Source organism: Peptostreptococcus sp. MV1 (assembly GCF_000758885.1).
In the GTDB taxonomy this organism is placed as follows: domain Bacteria; phylum Bacillota; class Clostridia; order Peptostreptococcales; family Peptostreptococcaceae; genus Peptostreptococcus.
Genome location: NZ_JRNB01000048.1, coordinates 13,378 through 31,474 on the forward strand (window position 1 = coordinate 13,378; position 18,097 = coordinate 31,474).

The 18,097-nt window shown below is 37.6% G+C and carries 19 protein-coding genes; 3 read left to right on the top strand and 16 right to left on the bottom strand.

From position 1 onward, the window contains the following. Window positions 1-75: 75 nt before the first annotated feature. The 4 genes from rsfS to recX form a co-directional block, all read right to left on the bottom strand. Window positions 76-423, bottom strand: coding sequence for a ribosome silencing factor (gene rsfS / locus HMPREF1639_RS03645; protein WP_156955940.1), 348 nt, complete (start codon window positions 421-423; stop codon window positions 76-78). 28 nt (window positions 424-451) lie between these two features. Further along, window positions 452-1,027 carry a bis(5'-nucleosyl)-tetraphosphatase (symmetrical) YqeK gene (gene yqeK, locus HMPREF1639_RS03650; protein ID WP_036763366.1) on the bottom strand — a complete coding sequence of 192 codons (576 nt, stop codon included), beginning with the start codon at window positions 1,025-1,027 and terminating at the stop codon, window positions 452-454. After that, window positions 1,028-1,723, bottom strand: coding sequence for a nicotinate-nucleotide adenylyltransferase (nadD, locus tag HMPREF1639_RS03655; protein ID WP_036763369.1), 696 nt, complete (start codon window positions 1,721-1,723; stop codon window positions 1,028-1,030). 180 nt (window positions 1,724-1,903) lie between these two features. Next, window positions 1,904-2,527, bottom strand: coding sequence for a recombination regulator RecX (gene recX / locus HMPREF1639_RS03660; protein ID WP_036763371.1), 624 nt, complete (start codon window positions 2,525-2,527; stop codon window positions 1,904-1,906). A gap of 208 nt (window positions 2,528-2,735) precedes the next feature. Here recX and HMPREF1639_RS03665 point away from each other — a divergent pair, with 208 nt between their 5' ends. From HMPREF1639_RS03665 to HMPREF1639_RS03675, 3 genes are read left to right on the top strand one after another with little or no spacing between them, the layout of a single operon-like run. Beyond that, window positions 2,736-3,083, top strand: a complete 348-nt coding sequence (locus HMPREF1639_RS03665) for a fluoride efflux transporter FluC (RefSeq protein WP_036763373.1) — start codon at window positions 2,736-2,738, stop codon at window positions 3,081-3,083. Next, window positions 3,080-3,535, top strand: a complete 456-nt coding sequence (locus tag HMPREF1639_RS08930) for a fluoride efflux transporter FluC (RefSeq protein WP_052045405.1) — start codon at window positions 3,080-3,082, stop codon at window positions 3,533-3,535. Before HMPREF1639_RS03665 ends, HMPREF1639_RS08930 begins: the two co-directional genes overlap by 4 nt. Next, window positions 3,529-4,446: a ribonuclease Z gene (locus HMPREF1639_RS03675; protein WP_036763376.1), complete on the top strand. Its 918-nt coding sequence runs from the start codon at window positions 3,529-3,531 to the stop codon at window positions 4,444-4,446. Before HMPREF1639_RS08930 ends, HMPREF1639_RS03675 begins: the two co-directional genes overlap by 7 nt. Here the strand turns inward: HMPREF1639_RS03675 and HMPREF1639_RS03680 are convergent. From HMPREF1639_RS03680 to rsxE, 12 genes are all read right to left on the bottom strand, one after another. Continuing rightward, the gene (locus HMPREF1639_RS03680; protein WP_052045406.1) at window positions 4,423-5,817 is read right to left on the bottom strand and encodes a ribonuclease E/G; all 1,395 of its coding nucleotides are present in this window, start codon (window positions 5,815-5,817) and stop codon (window positions 4,423-4,425) included. The genes HMPREF1639_RS03675 and HMPREF1639_RS03680 overlap by 24 nt on opposite strands. A gap of 57 nt (window positions 5,818-5,874) precedes the next feature. Continuing rightward, window positions 5,875-6,573 carry a TIGR03936 family radical SAM-associated protein gene (locus HMPREF1639_RS03685; protein ID WP_036763379.1) on the bottom strand — a complete coding sequence of 233 codons (699 nt, stop codon included), beginning with the start codon at window positions 6,571-6,573 and terminating at the stop codon, window positions 5,875-5,877. Further along, the gene (locus HMPREF1639_RS03690; RefSeq protein WP_036763381.1) at window positions 6,573-8,432 is read right to left on the bottom strand and encodes a TIGR03960 family B12-binding radical SAM protein; all 1,860 of its coding nucleotides are present in this window, start codon (window positions 8,430-8,432) and stop codon (window positions 6,573-6,575) included. The genes HMPREF1639_RS03685 and HMPREF1639_RS03690 overlap by 1 nt, the downstream gene beginning before the upstream one ends. 87 nt (window positions 8,433-8,519) lie before the next feature. Beyond that, window positions 8,520-9,632 carry a rod shape-determining protein RodA gene (gene rodA / locus HMPREF1639_RS03695; protein ID WP_036763383.1) on the bottom strand — a complete coding sequence of 371 codons (1,113 nt, stop codon included), beginning with the start codon at window positions 9,630-9,632 and terminating at the stop codon, window positions 8,520-8,522. Beyond that, on the bottom strand, window positions 9,619-12,519 hold the full coding sequence (locus tag HMPREF1639_RS03700; RefSeq protein WP_198021056.1) for a penicillin-binding transpeptidase domain-containing protein: 2,901 nt from the start codon (window positions 12,517-12,519) through the stop codon (window positions 9,619-9,621). Before HMPREF1639_RS03700 ends, rodA begins: the two co-directional genes overlap by 14 nt. Before the next feature lie 24 nt (window positions 12,520-12,543). After that, complete coding sequence (gene mreD, locus HMPREF1639_RS03705) at window positions 12,544-13,029, bottom strand: rod shape-determining protein MreD (protein ID WP_036763388.1); 486 nt, start codon at window positions 13,027-13,029, stop codon at window positions 12,544-12,546. Between the two features lie 10 nt (window positions 13,030-13,039). Further along, window positions 13,040-13,921, bottom strand: coding sequence for a rod shape-determining protein MreC (mreC, locus tag HMPREF1639_RS03710; RefSeq protein ID WP_036763390.1), 882 nt, complete (start codon window positions 13,919-13,921; stop codon window positions 13,040-13,042). Between the two features lie 12 nt (window positions 13,922-13,933). After that, window positions 13,934-14,983, bottom strand: coding sequence for a rod shape-determining protein (locus HMPREF1639_RS03715; protein WP_036763393.1), 1,050 nt, complete (start codon window positions 14,981-14,983; stop codon window positions 13,934-13,936). Between the two features lie 95 nt (window positions 14,984-15,078). Then, window positions 15,079-15,765, bottom strand: coding sequence for a RadC family protein (gene radC / locus HMPREF1639_RS03720; RefSeq protein WP_036763395.1), 687 nt, complete (start codon window positions 15,763-15,765; stop codon window positions 15,079-15,081). A gap of 266 nt (window positions 15,766-16,031) precedes the next feature. Then, window positions 16,032-16,895 carry an RnfABCDGE type electron transport complex subunit B gene (gene rnfB, locus HMPREF1639_RS03725; protein ID WP_036763398.1) on the bottom strand — a complete coding sequence of 288 codons (864 nt, stop codon included), beginning with the start codon at window positions 16,893-16,895 and terminating at the stop codon, window positions 16,032-16,034. A 15-nt stretch (window positions 16,896-16,910) separates the two neighbouring features. Continuing rightward, a complete protein-coding gene (gene rsxA, locus HMPREF1639_RS03730; protein ID WP_036763400.1) occupies window positions 16,911-17,486 on the bottom strand; it encodes an electron transport complex subunit RsxA in 576 nt (191 codons plus the stop codon). Window positions 17,487-17,499: 13 nt separating this feature from the next. After that, window positions 17,500-18,093, bottom strand: a complete 594-nt coding sequence (rsxE, locus tag HMPREF1639_RS03735; protein ID WP_036763402.1) for an electron transport complex subunit RsxE — start codon at window positions 18,091-18,093, stop codon at window positions 17,500-17,502. Window positions 18,094-18,097 lie beyond the last annotated feature (4 nt).

Sequence of the window (18,097 nt, forward strand, 5' to 3'; positions counted from 1 at the left end):
ATAAACAAGTAGTCTTTATATTAGAAAAGTCAAACTATCAAATATGTTCTTAAAGTTCTTATCCTCAGTATTGAATTATAAGGACTCAGGATCTACATAAGGAGCATCCTTCCACAACTTTTCTAGGTTGTAAAAGCCCCTGTTTTCTTCGTCGAATACGTGCACCATTACATCACCGTAATCTAGCAAGATCCAGCTCTGTGTATCTCTACCTTCCTTGCCCCTAGGCTCCATATCCAATTCTGTCATAGCATCTTCGACACTGTCAGCTATTGCCTTTACCTGTCTAGAAGATGATGCTGATGTTATTACAAAGTAATCACATAGACTTGACACCTTACCTATATTCAATATTGCTATATCCTGACCCAACTTGTCGTCTATAGCATCGTATATTGTTTTTACCATATTTTCTACTGTTATCATTATTTTCTCCTCTAATACCTTTCTCCTATTTACCCTTGACCTTGGCCAAGTAATAATTCCTAGCCTCTATAGTCCTTAAATGTAGCGGAGCCTTCTTTCTCATTACCGACATAATAGCATTTTCTAGTGCCATCAAGACCGCCCTATCCAAGTCACCACTTAAGGCCACCTCTCTTAGGTCATCAACACCAGGATAATCCCTACCTATTTCTATCACGTCTGCTACATATATGATTTCTTCTAACGTATTCATGGCTGGTTTTGCTGTAGTATGATACCTGATAGCACTTAGTATGTTTTCATCATCTATACCAAACTCATATTTAGCTATATATGATCCCAATATGCTGTGAGACAAGGCTGTACTCTTCTTTTCCATATCGTCTAATTTTATATTATACTTATCACAGTATGATCCTACATCTGCCAACTTTACATACTTGGCTGTATCGTGTAAAATCCCAGCAATTTCAGCTTTTTCTGAATCACAACCCATCAACTCTGCCAGCCTTACTGCTGCCCTGGCCACATTCAAAGAATGGGTCCATCTTTTTTCCGGTAGATAATCCTTTAACTTTTCTATCATATCTGATTTTTCCATCTACCTAATAACACCTCCATACAAATTGTGTACATATATATATTCCTCTACCCTGCTAGGTACCAGATACTTTATACTCTTACCATTTTTCAATAGGCTCCTGATATAGGTTGAAGATATCTCCAAAGAAGGAACGTATACCATATCTATATCGGCCCCATACATGTTCCTAAATGTTTCTACATTTTCCTGAGTTTCTAAAAGGTTTATACCTGGCCTAATAGCTGCTACAAACTTGGCTAGTTTAAAGTTTTCCTGGAAGTCCTTCCAAGACTCCATCTGGTTTATAGCATCTGAACCAGTTATAAAATACAATTCTTCATTTGGATAAGTCTCACTAATATGCCTTAGTGTATCTATTGTGTAGTCCCTTTCCTTGTCCGACAATATCTCGTAGTCAGAAACCAGAAAGTCATCATTCTTTAGGGTTGACAGGATAACCATGTCAAAACGCTTGAACTTATTCAAGACCCCCTTCTTATGAGGTGGGTCACCTGTAGGTATAAATATTACCTTGTCTAGATCATACTTGTCCCTAATAAACTCAGCTGTAGCTAGGTGTGCATTATGGATTGGGTTAAAGGTTCCTCCCATTATACCCACCTTGAGCTTGACTCCCTTACTTAACCTCATAGATTCTAATTTTTCTATATTTCTTTTTCTAGACAGTTTGAGTCTGTCCTGTAATTCCAACATTATTCTATTCCCTTCAAAATCATGATAATTCAATTTTATCACAGGCTGAATAATAAGTCTATTTGATTTTTACCTTCTGTCATTCATATACAGGCTGATAATGCTGTATATAGCGAGTAAAATGCTAACAATCAATATAATAATACTCTTCATTTTGACCTTCTCCAAAAAATATTGCCATCACTCATCCAATACTCGGCGTATGGCTGAATTTATAGTGTCATATCCAAAGCCCTTATATGATAGGTGCTGGTATAGCTTGGTCCTGACCACTCTTTTGTCGTCTGACTTTATCTTGGCCAGCCTTTTTTCTGCCAGGTATACGGCATTTTCTAACTCTTCATCACCGTCTATATTGGATATGGTTCTTTCAATCATATCCCTATCTATGCCCTTCATATATAGGTCTTGTTTTATCCTATTTTTTCCAAGTCTCTTGAATCTGAGAGAATTGTTTGCAATCCTTCCTGCAAACCTGTCATCATCTACAAAAGAATATTCCTTCAAAAAGTCCATGACCATATCTATTATCTCATGGTCAAATTCATCTTGCAGCTTTTCTTTAACCTTTTTTTCTGACTTTTCTACCCTGGAGATGTAGTTTAGGGCCTTATTCTTGGCCTTTTCATAATCATCAGCCTTTATTATTTGAGTCAATTTTTCTTGGTCAATTTCAGAATTCACACTGATATTATACTTGTAGACCATTTCTGCATACATTGACATCAGGTAGGTCCCATCAACATATAGGTTGACCCTATCCTTGTTCTTTTTTTGAAATTCAATTGATGTAACCCTAGCCAAAATACCACATCCTTCCGTATAGATTATACCATAAAAGTATATTTATATTTTATATTGATAGATTTTGTATTCAATTGTAACTTATTTTGCCTAATTTATGCTAAAATTGATATTAAGTTTATTAAATTTTTAGTCTCGATATTAAGTTTGTAATTATATTAAATTTATAACATAGAGATTGAATTGAAATATTTTATTAGGAGTAAAGATGATAAATACAATATTAGTCGGTCTCGGTGGTGGTCTCGGAGCCCTTGCTCGATATACTTCCGGCGCCTATATAGAGAAAAAAACTAAATCAAAAATCCCCCTTGGCACCCTTTTTGTAAATGTTTTGGGTTCATTTTTACTGGGCTATCTATCCGTCCATTTACATAATAGGGGGCTACTATTATTCCTAGGCACTGGTTTTTTAGGTGGCTTCACTACCTTTTCAACATTTATGTTGGAAAATCTGAACCTGGTATTGGATGGCAACAAATCTATCAGCTACATATATGTCGGACTTAGCCTAGTCTTATCAATTTGTGCCTGCTTTGTGGGGGTGCTAGTATGAAAAAATTAGATAAGAAAATCGACAGGGCAATTCCTTTTGTATTTGTAGGCGGTATCCTGGGTTCAATTTTACGATATGGAATATTTACTAGTCTTGATGTGATTAGGAATAATAGGGCAATTATGGAAGGAGAAAAAGGATACAGCAACTTGATCGACCTAATATACTACCTGCCCCTAGCTAGTATTTTTGTGAATCTAATCGGTTCCTTTATCCTAGCTTTTATTGCTCGCTGCCTGCTGGGCAGAATTAAACCCAATACCTACAAGCTACTTGCTACAGGCTTGATTGGCAGTTTTACTACCTTTTCGACCTTTAGTAGGGACTTCTGTCAACTAGCTTTAGATGGTCACACCATACTAGCCCTTATATACGCTTTTATTTCTATGGCAGGTGGCATCTCCATGGCCATGCTGGGAAATATATTAGGAAAGAAGGTGAATAAATGCTAAATCTTACAATGATAGGCACAGGAGGTAACGTCCCAACTCCCAATAGGTTTTGTTCCTCTGCCTTTATAAATTACAAGGGAAGAAAAATTTTGATAGACTGTGGTGAGGGATCTCAAATTTCTATGAAGAAAATAGGATGTGGATTCAAAGATATAGATTTGATATTAATTACCCACCTACATGGGGACCATATTAACGGTCTTTTGGGCCTACTAGCCACTATGGGTAATTCTGAAAAAAGGAGCCCCTTATATATAGTAGGACCTAGGGGGATCAAGAGGGCTATTTCAGCCATGATGGTCTTGTGGGAAGGCCTACCCTATAGGCTAGTAGTCATAGAAAAACCAGCTGGTAGCTTTTCTATAAATGCCCCCATCCTCAAGGAAGTAGAGATTTCAAGCCTTGACCTAGACCATTCAACTGAGTGCCTAGGCTATAGCCTTTACTTTAAAAGAAATCGTGAATTCGAACCAAAAAAGGCCCTGGAAAACCAGGTCCCAAAGCGTCTTTGGAGGCACCTACAAGCAGGCCAAACCTTCCATATAGATGATTTGACCTATATACCTGATATGGTCCTTGGCAAGCCTAGATCTGGCATAAAATTTTCATATATTACGGATACCAGACCTATAAACTCCATAATCCCCTTTATCCAGTCCAGCAACCTCTTCATATGTGAGGCAATGTACGGAGATGACCTGGATATAGGCAAGGCAGTCAAAAACAAGCACATGACCTTTAGAGAAGCTGCTAACCTAGCCTGCAAGGGCCAGGTAGACCAACTCCTTCTAACACATTTTTCACCATCACTGGACAGGCCTGATGATTATATTGAAAATGCAAGATCTATTTTCAAAAATACCAAACTAGCCTATGATGGCATCAACCTAAGTATTGGGTACCCTGAATAGGGTTACCCCATACTTGTCTTCTATCATTTCTAGAACATCTTTTTTCTTATCAAGCAAGAGCCTATACTTACTATCGTCCATATCTATTGTAAGCCTCGGCTTATCCTTCCCTGAGCTAATGGCATCGTGGAATATTGAGTGTATGACCCTTTCCTCTATCATATCCACCAACCTATTTGCCGAATAGTAGTCTCTAGACTCCGGATTGTAGTAGTAGGATTCAAAGGCGTCCTGACTCCTCCTCCTAGATATTTCTAAAAGACCTAATCTAGTAAAACCGTGAACCTTAGTGTTTTTACCATCCGCATCAAGGGCCTTGTTCATCCTAGAAATTAGGTCTTCCCTATCCTTGTCTGACTTCATATCTATAAAGTCGACTATAATTATTCCAGACAGGTCCCTCATCAGTATTTGCCTGCCTATTTCGTCTGCCAACCCCATATTGACATCAAGGACTGTGTTGGCATAATTGGCAGAACTAGTGTACCTTCCAGAATTTACATCTATTACCGTCATAGCCTCTGTCTTGTCTATAACGATATATGATCCGTTCTTCAACCAAACCTTGTTTGACAAATAGGCATTTAACTTGGCATTTATCCCATTGTTAGCGAAGGTAGCTGGATTTTTTTCCCTTATCAATCTTTCTAGGTAGGTCCTATCCAAAGACTTGACTAGGTCTCTCACATATAAATCACCTAAGGAGCTAAACTCTCCCTTGTCCATAGATTCCGGATAAACTATAGCTTCTAACTGGTCATCCAGGTTATTCTCAATAAGGCTTTCGATTTGACCCTTTGCCCTCTTAACAAGACTAGGCTTCAAGCTGGAATTAAATTCTTCAACGAGCTCTTCATACTGGTCCCTGAGGCTATCAAAATCCCTCTTCAAATCGTCTATACCTGCAAGCTTGGCCTCTGTCCTGACAATCAGCCCACAAGGTCCCTGACCCATTTCAAGAGATTTTATCTTATTTTTTAGGTCGGCTACTTCATCCTTGGTCAACTTGTTTGAATAGCTAATCCTGTCATTGGAAGGTATATAGACCATATACCGTCCCTGAAGGCTGACCTCTCTTGTCAGACTATCCCTCTTGTCACCCTTGCCAGACTTTGATACCTGGACCAATATTATATCTCCAACTGCTAGCTTTTGACCTTTTTTTATCTTCATATAGGCAGGTTTACCCTGGCCTATATCTACAAAGCAGGCCTCCATACCCTTTACTAGCTTGTGGACACGACCCCTGTAAATATTTCTCACTAGGTCTTGATTGAATTTTTCTTCTATAATCAATTTTGTCAACTTATTGTCTTCTAAAAGAGCTAGCTTTCTGGAGTTACAAAAGTCTTCTATGATTATCCTCTTCATAAAAATCCTCCTACCATCCTAAAATAGTCCTTCTCTCACCTCACCAGAACGATCCTTCTAAAGTGGACTGACCAAGACACCATCCTGCTTGAAATAGAGATCATTTCTCTTGATATCTACATCTAGGGGATCAATCCCTATTCCCAAAACTTCTAATAGCTTGGGTATAAATATATTGGTATTGAGGTTGTGCTTTGACCCCGTAGCCAAGATGGCTGATACCACAAGTCTATCCTCTGAATAATCCAGTAGAGACAAGGTTTTTATCAGCGGCTTGATGTCTATATCCACCAATTTTCCTTTTTTATTTTTCTTGGTCATCATGATGGATTCCATAGCCATAAGCTGGTCTAGTCTGTCAGACATATCCTGACTAGAAATCTTATCCACATTTTCAAGACTAAATTCATAGTCTCCATACTCTATTGATGAGGCCAGATTTCGCTCTCCACCCACTAATTCTACTAGCTTTACAAAGGCCATACCATCCGGAAGCTGGGCATTCACCCTTTCCTTGACTTCATCAGTTGACAGGTCTGCCTCTATTTCTATATCCACATATTCACCGTAGCTTTCCACACCTAGGGCAAGGGCATTACCATAAGTAATCTTTGGATGGGGATTGAATCCCTGAGAAAAAGATAATTCTATGCCGGCACGCCTAAAAACTCTCTGCAGGAGCCTCTGAACATCTAGGTGTGATATATATATCATATCCTTAGTTTTTATAAATTTAACCCTAATTTTCTTAGACATTAACACAAGCCCCTTCCTATATCGTTTGTATTTACTCCACAGCCCCTACAGCCATGTCTACAATCCTCAGTCACCTTGTCTTGCTTGGCCAGCTCATTCTCCCTAATCAAGAATTCCTTTGTTACACCAACATCTATGTGGTCCCAAGGGAAGATTTCATCATAAGACCTCTCCCTATGGGCATAGAAACTTGGATCCAAATCATTCTTGGCCATTGCATCCATCCACCTATCTAGGTCAAAGTATTCAGACCAACCGTCAAACTTGGCACCTGCCTTAAAGGCATCTAACAAGACCCTACCCAGTCTCCTATCTCCCCTAGCAAAAACTGCCTCCATCAAGCTCGTCTGTGAATCGTGGTAGTTGTACCTAATATTTCCATTTCTCAACTTGCCAACCAGGTATTTTTGCTTGTCTCTGATTTCATCGCCTGTATCCTGCCTATGCCACTGGAAAGGGGTGAATGGCTTGGGAACAAAGGTAGATGTACTCACTGTCACACCAAACTTGCCCCTAATCCTACCACCGTGTATATCCTTGTAGATGTCGACCACCTGGTAGGCTAGGTCCTTGATACCATCTAGGTCTTCATACCTCTCTGTTGGAAGGCCTATCATAAAGTAGAGCTTGACACTATTCCAACCCATTTTAAAGGCCTTGGAAACTGCATTTTGTAGGTCCTGCTCAGATACACCCTTGTTTATTACATCTCTCATCCTCTGGGTTCCTGCCTCTGGGGCAAATGTAAGTCCAGTCTTTCTGACCTGCTGGACCTTTTCAGCTATTTCCATGGAGAAATTATCCAGCCTTAGGGATGGTAGGGATACGCTGATATTTTGGTCTGCGTACTCGTCAACCAAAAAGTCAGTAATTTCCCTAATATGGCTATAGTCACTAGTACTCAAGGAAGAAAGTGATATTTCGTCATAGCCCGTATTTTTTATCATCTTATCTACAATTTCTTTTAACCTATCTATGGATTTTTCCCTTATAGGTCTATAAATCATACCAGCCTGGCAGAACCTACATCCCCTAGTACACCCCCTAAACAGTTCCAAAACTATCCTGTCGTGGACAGTCTCTATAAAGGGAACTATGTATTTTTCTGGATATATAGCTGAATTCATATCTGCTATAATCCTCTTTTTCGGCCTGTCAGGAGCCTCTTCTACAAGCTTTATTAGTTCCTTTATAGTACCATCCTCCTTATATTTAAATTCATAGAAGGAAGGTATGTAGACACCATCTATACCTATTATCTTCCTGAAAAAGTCAGTCTTGTCCTTGCCATTTTCATATGGGTTTGTCCTTATCCACTCCTTATAAGCCCTAACTACATCCAGGTTCATCTCTTCACCTTCACCTAGGACCACTATATCGACAAAGTATGCAAGCGGCTCCACATTGTAGGCACAAGAACCACCCACCATTATTAGTGGGTCTTCGTTTTTTCTATCCTTGGCCAAAAGAGGTATACCTGCTAGGTCCAGCATATTCAGTATATTTGTGTAGCACATCTCATACTGCAGGGTAAAGGCTACAAAGTCAAAGTATCGTATAGACTCTCTAGACTCTAGGCCAAACAAGGGAATATTATTCTCCCTCATCTTGGTCTCCATATCAACCCCGGGAGCATAGACTCTTTCACAATATACATCTTCTTCTAAATTTATACAATTATACAAGATATGACTTCCCAAATGACTCATACCCACTTCATATAAATCAGGAAAGCAATGAGCATACCTAATCAACTCATTGCTTTCTGTATCTTTATGAATGGAGTTTAATTCGTTGCCCAAATATCTTGCAGGCTTTTCAACCTTTTTTAATATCTTGCCAATATCAACTTTTTCCAAAACTTGCCTCCATTTCAGCTAGCCTAGCAGTTACAAATACATGTCCTACAAGCATCCAGCCTTATGTTTATAATTTACAATACTTTTTTAATAGATTCTCCTACGCCTTAAATACACATTCAAAACAATACCTATATTTGCCATCGATGTCAGCAAGGAGCTACCCCCATAACTGACAAAGGGCAGGGTAACACCCGTAACAGGCATTAGACCCACCGTCATACCAATATTCTGTATGATTTGGTAGGCAAACATACCCGTTATACCCGATACAATCAAGGTTCCATATACATTTTTTGACTTCTTAGCTATCATCAAAAGTCTCGTAATTAGTAGCATAAATAGCACTATAACTATCAGCATACCTACAAGACCAAACTCCTCACCAATTACTGCAAAGATAAAATCACTATCCCTAACTGGCAGGAAGTTTTCCTGGTTTTGCGAGCCCATGTAGAGTCCCTTGCCAAATATTCCACCTGATCCAATGGCTATCATGGATTGTAGCACCTGATAATTACTGCTGGACTCAGGCTTAAAGAAGTTGACTATCCTGACCCTCTGGTGGGGTGCCATAAACATATACATAAGTGGTGTAAAGAGTAGTAGGGCTATAAGAGTATTTCTGATTATCTTCTTATCTAGGCCTACCACATATAACATAAAGAATATTATGCACACAAATACTATAGCAGTACCAAGGTCTGGCTGGGCAAGTAGCAGACCTATAATAGGCATTGCGTATACAACCAACTTAAAGAGAACCCTTACATTGCTCATATTATCCTTGTGTTTCTCAACTATCTTTGCATAGCTAAGTATAAAGGTCATCTTTACTATTTCTGATGTCTGCAGGTTAAACTTGCCTATACGTATCCATGAAATTGCACCAAACTGCCTATCCCCTAGGCCTGGTATCCAAACCACCAAAAGCATTAGTATACTAAATATATACAATTCTTTGTAGTACTTGCCCAGACTGTCATAATCAAACAACATCATTAGCATTATTATTCCTATACCCAATAAAAACGCCAGTATCTGTTTGTATATCTGTGTATAATTTTTAGTTATATTCGCATGAGTTGCACTACTAAGTATCAGTATTCCTATTAAGAATATTATCAGAACTATGGATACTAATTTCCAGTCGACATTTTTAGCTATTTTAAAATTTTTCCTGTAATCAATTTTTTTCATCTGTCTGACCTTCTTTCATTAGCCCAAAATACTGGGCCATAGTCTCCCTAATTGGTAATACTGCATAGGAACTCGTCTCTCCTTGAGGTATCATACAGGCCACAGCTATCTTAGGATTATCTGCTGGTGCATAGGCTACACACCAGGCAAAAGACCCATAGTCTGCCTTGTATTTATCTATATCTTCATCCGTAACATTTGAATTTAACTGTTTGATTGCCTTTCTTAAATATTGGGCATTGACCTTATCAGTGTCATCCAACTTAACCTTAATACCAGTTTCTAATTCCTTTTCGTACTTTTTCCTGGTATCACGACTGATACTATGGTCATTTATCTTGGTCTTGAGATCTTTTATTTTCTCATTTGTAAGTTCTCTTTCCCTCTCTGCCTTAAGCTTGTTATACCTAGCTAGAAGCTTGTCCTTGTCTAGTGAGTATGATTTTAAATGACTCATCAAGTAGTCAAATTCCCTTTCTGTAGGTATTTTACCACTCTTTTCAGCCGTACCGGTCTTTGATGCAACCTTTATTGGAAAAGATCCAAAGGCATCCTTGGCAAGTCCCTGCGTAGAAACATTAACCATACCGATCTTTATATCATTCAAATTTGAATTATCCTTAAATTCTATTTTTTCCAATTTCCTGTTGGCAACTTCTGCTATCTTACCCTTTGAAGCTTCTACCTTGTTTACCACATTTAAGTTTACTAGATAACCACCATTGGCAATGGCTGCCACATACCTGGCAACTTGGGCAGGATTGTAGGCATTTTCTCCCTGACCTATGGCCAAGTTAAATGTATCACCTACACCCCATTTGGCAAAATTGAAGTAACTATATACCATATAGTCAGCATCACTCTCTATATAGGTCTCCTTGACACCTAACCTTGCAAGTCTCTTCATTGTCTCTCCCCTACCTGGGGTCTTGTCTTCATCTATCCAACTGACAATCTCATCTATCTTTTTTTCGAAATCATCCCTGTTTTCTTCGTAATCAATACCTTCAAAGTGGGTTCTCATGGTCCTCTCAAGTGCATACTTCAGTTGAACTTTTGTATTTTCTACCTTTTGTTCTTCACTAGGTACTCTACCGTTTCTCTCCTCTAACTGTCCTTCTAGACCTGTATCACTGTCCAAACCAAACTTTTTAGCATATTCAAGTATCTTATTGGCATTCATACCTAAGTTTAATGACTGACCTGTCATCCAGTTTCGATTACTTCCTAAAACATAGAAATATATATTACAAGACTCTTGTATAGCCTTGTACAAATTTACCATACCATCATTTTTTCTACCATGGTGCCAAATATAATCCGCAAAATTCCTATTGCCTAACTTTATCACACCTGGATCCTTGATAGTATAATTTGGATCCAAGCCTGATTCTAGGGCTGCCATAGCTGTTACCATCTTAAATGTAGAGCCCGGCTGAAAGACACCCTGAGTAGCTAGATTTAAAAGTGGATTTGGTGCCAACATATCATTCTGATTTTTTGGCAAGTAGTTATTGTAGTCTTCATTGCTGATACCATTGGCGAATTTATTTGGATCATAATTTGGATAACTAGCCATAGCCAATACATCTCCACTGGTAACATCAAGAGCTACTATAGCACCTGACTTGGCATTTGGTGCTCTTTCCTTGACCTTAATATCCCCAAACTGACTCTTAAAACTTCCGCCTGACCTAGCAGATTCAATAGCTTTTTTCAAAGATTCCTCTGCAGCTTTTTGAACCTTACTATCTATAGTCAAGTATACACTCTTACCGCTGGTAGGATCTACAGACTTCATCTGGTCAATAACCCTACCTACACTGTCTACTTTTACTTCCTTATAGCCATCCTTCCCTCTCAATCTGGTCTCATAACTATTTTCTATTCCAGATAGACCTACCATATCTTGGGGGCTATATCCATTCTTTACTAGGTCCTCAGACTTTGAAGATGGTATTTTACCAACATAGCCTAAGACATGAGATGCAAGATTTCCCAAAGGATATATCCTTTTTTGTTCAATAGCAACTGAAACACCTGATAATTTCATAGAATTTTCTTCTATTTGTACAACTGTTTCTTTTTTTATACCCTTAGCTAGGGTTACAGGATTATACTGGGTATATATTTTAGATTTTAATAAATCCCTCACCAACATTATTTTCCTGGCCTCTTTATCACTCAAACTAGAATCTATATTATAATAGTTATTTTTAATGTGTTTAAAGGCTTGGAAGGCATTCACTCCATCTTTAAGGCCATACCCTTCTAACCAGTCAACCTTGTTTTTTTGCTGGGTAAAGGTCCAAGAATTTACCAAGATTGGGGGATAGTATCCCAACTTATTTATCTTGGCCTGAAGTTTCACTGGATCCATATTCCTATCAGAAAGAATCAATAGTCCATTTTGTATCATGCTATCTACAACAAAGTAAAAGGAATCTTTAGCATTATAATTGCTCGGTATTCCATTTTTATTTTTAAATTCATTTATTTTTTCATCAAAACTATAACTATAATTTCCATTAACTATACTAATTGGAAACTCATCGGTATAGGTTTCGTTATTCTTTTCTAGTATATTTATTATTGAATAGGCTATCTTATTAGCCCCTTCCTTATTGTCTTTTCCAGCTTTATTAAAAGAATCTGCAACAATTTGAACGGTGAACTGAGGCTCATTGCCGGCCAAAAGTACGCCCTTCCTATCCCTTATCTCACCCCTGGGTGCCTGTACCATAATCTGCTTATAGGCCTTTTGGTCAGCCATCTCAGAATAGTGAGAATTCTTTATAGTTGTCATATATACTATTTTTACCAAAACCACACTGAGAACAACTAGTATAATCTTATTTAATATTTTTAGTCTTGGTTTTATTAACATATTTTTACTCAATTTAATACACCACTATTCTTCCCTTAATTTCATCAATAAATCTCCGAACAAAACATAAGCCAGAAATGCTACTACTACATTTAGAAAAGGTATCAATATTAGGCCCTTTATCAAAACAAGGACAAGTGGTACCGGCACAAAAAAGATGGCTGAAACCACTGCATTTATTACAGAATAAACTAAGCTAATAACAAATACCAAAAATGATACTATCACTTTCTTGTCCTTAAATATAGACTTTTCAACTGTAGATATAAAGTATGATGATCCCATAAATAATACTGCTGTAATTCCTATTACTCCACCTACTACTAGGTCACTAATCAGTCCCAAAAGACCAACTACTACAATAGCATAATTCTTATCTAAATAAAGAGATATCAATACTATATATACTAAAAGTAAATCTATGCTAACAAAAGAACTTATGTGATTTGTAAAAAAAGCCTCCAAAAAAATCAGAAAGAGGCCAATCAAAAATACTAATATATTTTTCATCACTTGCCACCTATTGAACCTTTCTTGGAGGAATTATACTGACATTGTCAATATTTTTAAAGTCTACACTTGGCCTAATCCTTATAGTTTTCATAGACTTGTTCTTATCATATGTAACTCTGCTAACATTACCTATTGGTATATTTTCAGGATATAAACCCAAGCCTGATGTAACTAGAAGATCGCCCTTTTTCACATCTGCCTTTGGATCAAATAGGTAACCTTGGAGCAACTTGTTCATATCGGTAAAGTCTGCACTACCAACTATAGATGAAGTCGTAATAACTCCCTTGTAGTCATTCTTCTTGGCTAGTTTAAAACTCACTGAAGCCCTTGAATCTATCAGGGATATGGCCTTAGAATAGTGATTACTAACACTGTAAATAATGCCTACTACACCTTGACCATTAATTACTATACTGTCAGTTTTGACACCATCACCAGCACCTGCATCTACTATAAATGACTTGTACCAGTCTCCGTTGTTCTTACCTATTATGCTGGCTGATACCATATTATTACGCTGATTAGTAGATACATAATTCAATGATTTTTTGAGCCTCTCCAGTGAATCTAGTTTATCTACATCGCTCTCCATGTCTATAATCTTTTGTTTTAACTTGTCATTTTCACTCTTTAGTTCCTGGACCTTCTTAGAATTAGACCTAAAACTAACCAAATCTCCAAAGAAATTACCTAGACCCACAACTACATTATTAAAATGCTTGCCTACACTATAGAATCCAGATACGATTCCTTGGCTTTCCACAACTTCTAGTCTACCTGCATTTGACAGAGAATTTGCAGTTATAGCTACTATTAAAACTACGACAATAGTTGCCAGTATAGTCTTTATACTTAACCTTTTTCTATTATCTTTATCTAATTTCAAGCTTACCACCAACTATCCTTCATGATTCATCATAACTATGCTATGAAATATATCTGAGTTTTCTATAGACTTGCCTGCTCCGATTGCCACACATTGAAGTGGTTTCTCTGCCACCGTTACATTCAATGATGTTTCTGCCTGAATTAACTTGTCCATACCCCTTAGTAGTGAACCGCCTCCAGTCAGGAATATTCCCTTTTCCATTATGTCTGATGCTAGCTCTGGAGGAGTATCTTCCAAAGTAGTCCTTATAGCCTCTACTATTTCGTTTATTGGCTCTCTCAAGGCCTCTCTGACCTCTGTAGACCCTATAGTTATGGTTCTAGGTAGGCCTGACATTATATCTCTACCACTTATTGTCATCTCAATTTCCTTATCACCTGGGAAGGCAGAACCTATAGCCAATTTGATATTTTCTGATGTCCTTGCACCTATGATTATATTGTAGTCCTTTCTCACAAAATTCTCAATGGCTAGGTCAAACTCATCTCCACCTATCCTTATTGAATTGGCAACTACAACACCACCTAGAGATATAACAGCTATTTCAGATGTTCCACCACCTATATCTACTATCATATTTCCTTCTGGGTCATTTACATTTAGGCCTGCTCCTATAGCGGCAGCCATTGGCTCTTCAAGTATAAAGACTTCTCTTCCACCTGCCTGGATTGCAGCCTCTTCTATGGCCTTTTTTTCAACCTTGGTAATACCATAAGGTACACAGATTACTATTCTAGGGCTGACAACCCCCTTTGAACCCTTCTGGATAAAGTAGCTCATCATGGCCTGAGTAGCCTCAAAGTCAGCTATTACCCCTTCCTTCACTGGTTGGATGGCAATTATATTTTCTGGTGTCCTACCCACCATATCCCTGGCCTTTTGACCTACAGCCAAAATCTCATTATTGTCATCTCTTATTGCCACAACTGATGGCTCATCAACTACTATTCCTTGTCCCTTTATGTAAACCAAAGTATTAGCAGTACCCAAATCGATACCCATATCATTGGTAATTATATTATTTATATTCGATCCAAAAATCTTACTAAAAAGTCCCATATCGTCCTCCATGTTTTCACTAATTTTGCAGATAAAATTAAATACCTGTAACTTATAGTATATCATGAAACGGGATTCTTGTTTATATCTTTTACTTAAAATATATTATTTTCCTTTAGGCTATAATAGGTTCCGTCACCAATTACTATATGGTCCAGAACATTAATACCAAGCAAGTTCCCACACTCATACAGTCTCTTAGTAATCATTATATCTTCCTTTGAAGGCTCTGGATTACCTGATGGATGATTATGCATAAGTATAATGGCATTTGACCTCCTCTTTATAGCTTCTATAAAGACCTCTCTAGGGTGTACTATAGATGAGTTTAGGCTACCTATAGATACATCAACATCACATATTATCTCATTTTTAGTATTTAGTAATATTACCTTAAATACTTCCTTCTTCAAGTATCTTAATTCTTCCATATAGTAGGAATATACATCCCATGGATTTCCTATCTTAAATTTCCTAGGTAGATACTGGGATACTCTAACACCCAACTCCAAGGCAGCCTTGATTATAGTAGCCTTGGAAGGGCCTATACCATCAATACTACAAAGCTCATCCAAGGTCATATCTGTAAGTCCTCTCACCCCATGCTTGGATTGGGCCAATACCTTAGATGACAGGGTTACTGCATTGTTATTTTTGTTTCCTGTCCTAATCATTACGGCCAATAGCTCTGCATCTGATAGGGATTTTACCCCCTTTTTCATCATCTTTTCTCTCGGCTTTTCATCATCACACATTTCTCTAATTCTCAAAACATCACTCATAATACCACCCATATACTCTAAAATTTTTCATATTTTGATTTCTAGCAAATACAATAAGCAGCCCACTATTATCCATTAGCCACCAGTGTAAAAATCTCACATTTATCCTCATACCTATATAGGCATAATTATAAATAAAAAAATCTATGGAAAGTAGTATTAACGTGAATTAGATATTTGCCAAAACATATATACAAACACGCAAAAAATCACCGTATATAATTAATATACGGTGACTCTTAATATTAGTTAAGCTATAAAGCTAATTAGTTATTTTCTTCTGGCTTAACGTCAGCCTTAGCTTCTTCAACCTTAGGTTTAGCCTTAACTGCTGGTTTCTTTCTTTCCTTTGGCTTTATAACCTTTGTAGGACACTTAGTAGCACACTTATTACACTGCTTACACTTGTCATAATCGACACGTGCTAGTTTGTCTTCAAATATGATTGCATCGAATGGACATTCCTTAAAACAAAGTCCACAACCTATACAACCTACACTACAGTTATCCTTTACAGACTTACCAAAGTCATTTGACTTACACTGAACTGTAACAGCCTTATTAGCTGGCTTACGCTCAATAAGTCCCTTTGGACATATATCTATACACTTACCACAGTTAACACACTTTTCTTCGTCAACTACGGCAACGCCATCTACTACGTGAATAGCATCGAACTTACAAACCTGTACACAAGTACCTAGACCTAAACATCCGTAAGAACAAGACTTGGCACCACCGATTAATGATGCAGCTGCTCTACAATCCTGTATACCGCTGTATTCGTATTTTTCCTTAGTAGCTTCACATGTACCCTTACATCTTACATTAGCTACAATCTTTTCACCTACACCGGCATCAACACCCATTATTCCAGCAACCTTTTCTGCAACTGCAGCTCCACCTACTGGACAACCATTTACTGGTGCTTCTCCCTTTGCTATTGCAGCTGCTAGACCACCACAACCTGGGAATCCACAACCACCACAATTGGCTCCTGGTAAAACTTCTAGTACTGCTGCTTCCTTAGGGTCTACTTCAACAGCAAACTTCTTAGAAGCGAAATCAAGGATCATACCAAAGATTAAACCAAGTATACCAAGTACTACTACCGCATAAACAATAAGCATTCTCTAGTACCTCCCTTATAATTTAATTAATCCTGTGAATCCTAGAAAAGCTATTGACATTAAGCTGGCTGATATTAGTGTTATAGGGAATCCCTTAAACGCATCCTGAACGTCAGCTAATTCTAACCTTTCTCTGATACCTGCAAATATAACTATTGCAAGTGTAAATCCTATACCAGCACCTACACCATTTACTAGAGTTTCAATAATATTGTAACCCTTAGTAATATTAACTATAGCTATACCCAAAACTGCACAGTTAGTAGTTATAAGAGGTAAGAACACACCAAGTGCCTGATATAATGATGGTGATGTCTTCTTTATAACCATTTCAACGAACTGAACGATAGATGCAATAACAAGTATAAATGCTATTGTCTGCAAGTATCCCAACTGGAAGTTATCCAATATCATCTGAATGAAATAAGTTATTATAGATGCTAAAGCTATAACGAATGTTACGGCAACACCCATACCTATTGCTGTATCTGTTTTCTTAGAAACACCCAAGAATGGACAAATACCAAGGAACTGAGAAGTTATAACATTATTTACTAGAACTATGTATAAAAATAATAATATTAATTTCAATCTCTACACCCCTTTACGCTTTTTTATTTGTTAACTTGTTAAATACAGCCATCAAGCATCCTAAAGTAAGGAAGGCTCCTGGAGGCAATATGAACAACAATGTATTAAATGTTGCTGGTAAGAATGTAAATCCAAACACGCTACCTGCACCTAGGATTTCTCTTACAGCACCTAGTATTGTAAGTGCTATTGTGAATCCAAGACCCATAGCGAAACCATCAACTAATGATGGGAACGGCTTGTTCTTACATGCAAAAGACTCTGCTCTTGCTAGTATCAAACAGTTAACAACTATAAGAGGTATATAAAGCCCAAGTGCCTTGTCAAGAGCTGGCACATAAGCCTTTAACAACATCTGAACAATTGTAACGAATGTAGCGATTACAACTACGAAACATGGTATTCTTATCTTATCTGGAACAATCTTTCTAAGTAATGATATTGCTAAGTTTGAACAAGCAAGAACCACTGCTGTAGAAAGGCCCATACCTATACCGTTTATTGCTGAACTTGTAACGGCAAGTGTTGGACACATACCTATTACCTGGACAAAGGTAGGGTTCTCATCGATTATACCATTTTTAAATATTTTTCCTATATTACTCATCTTT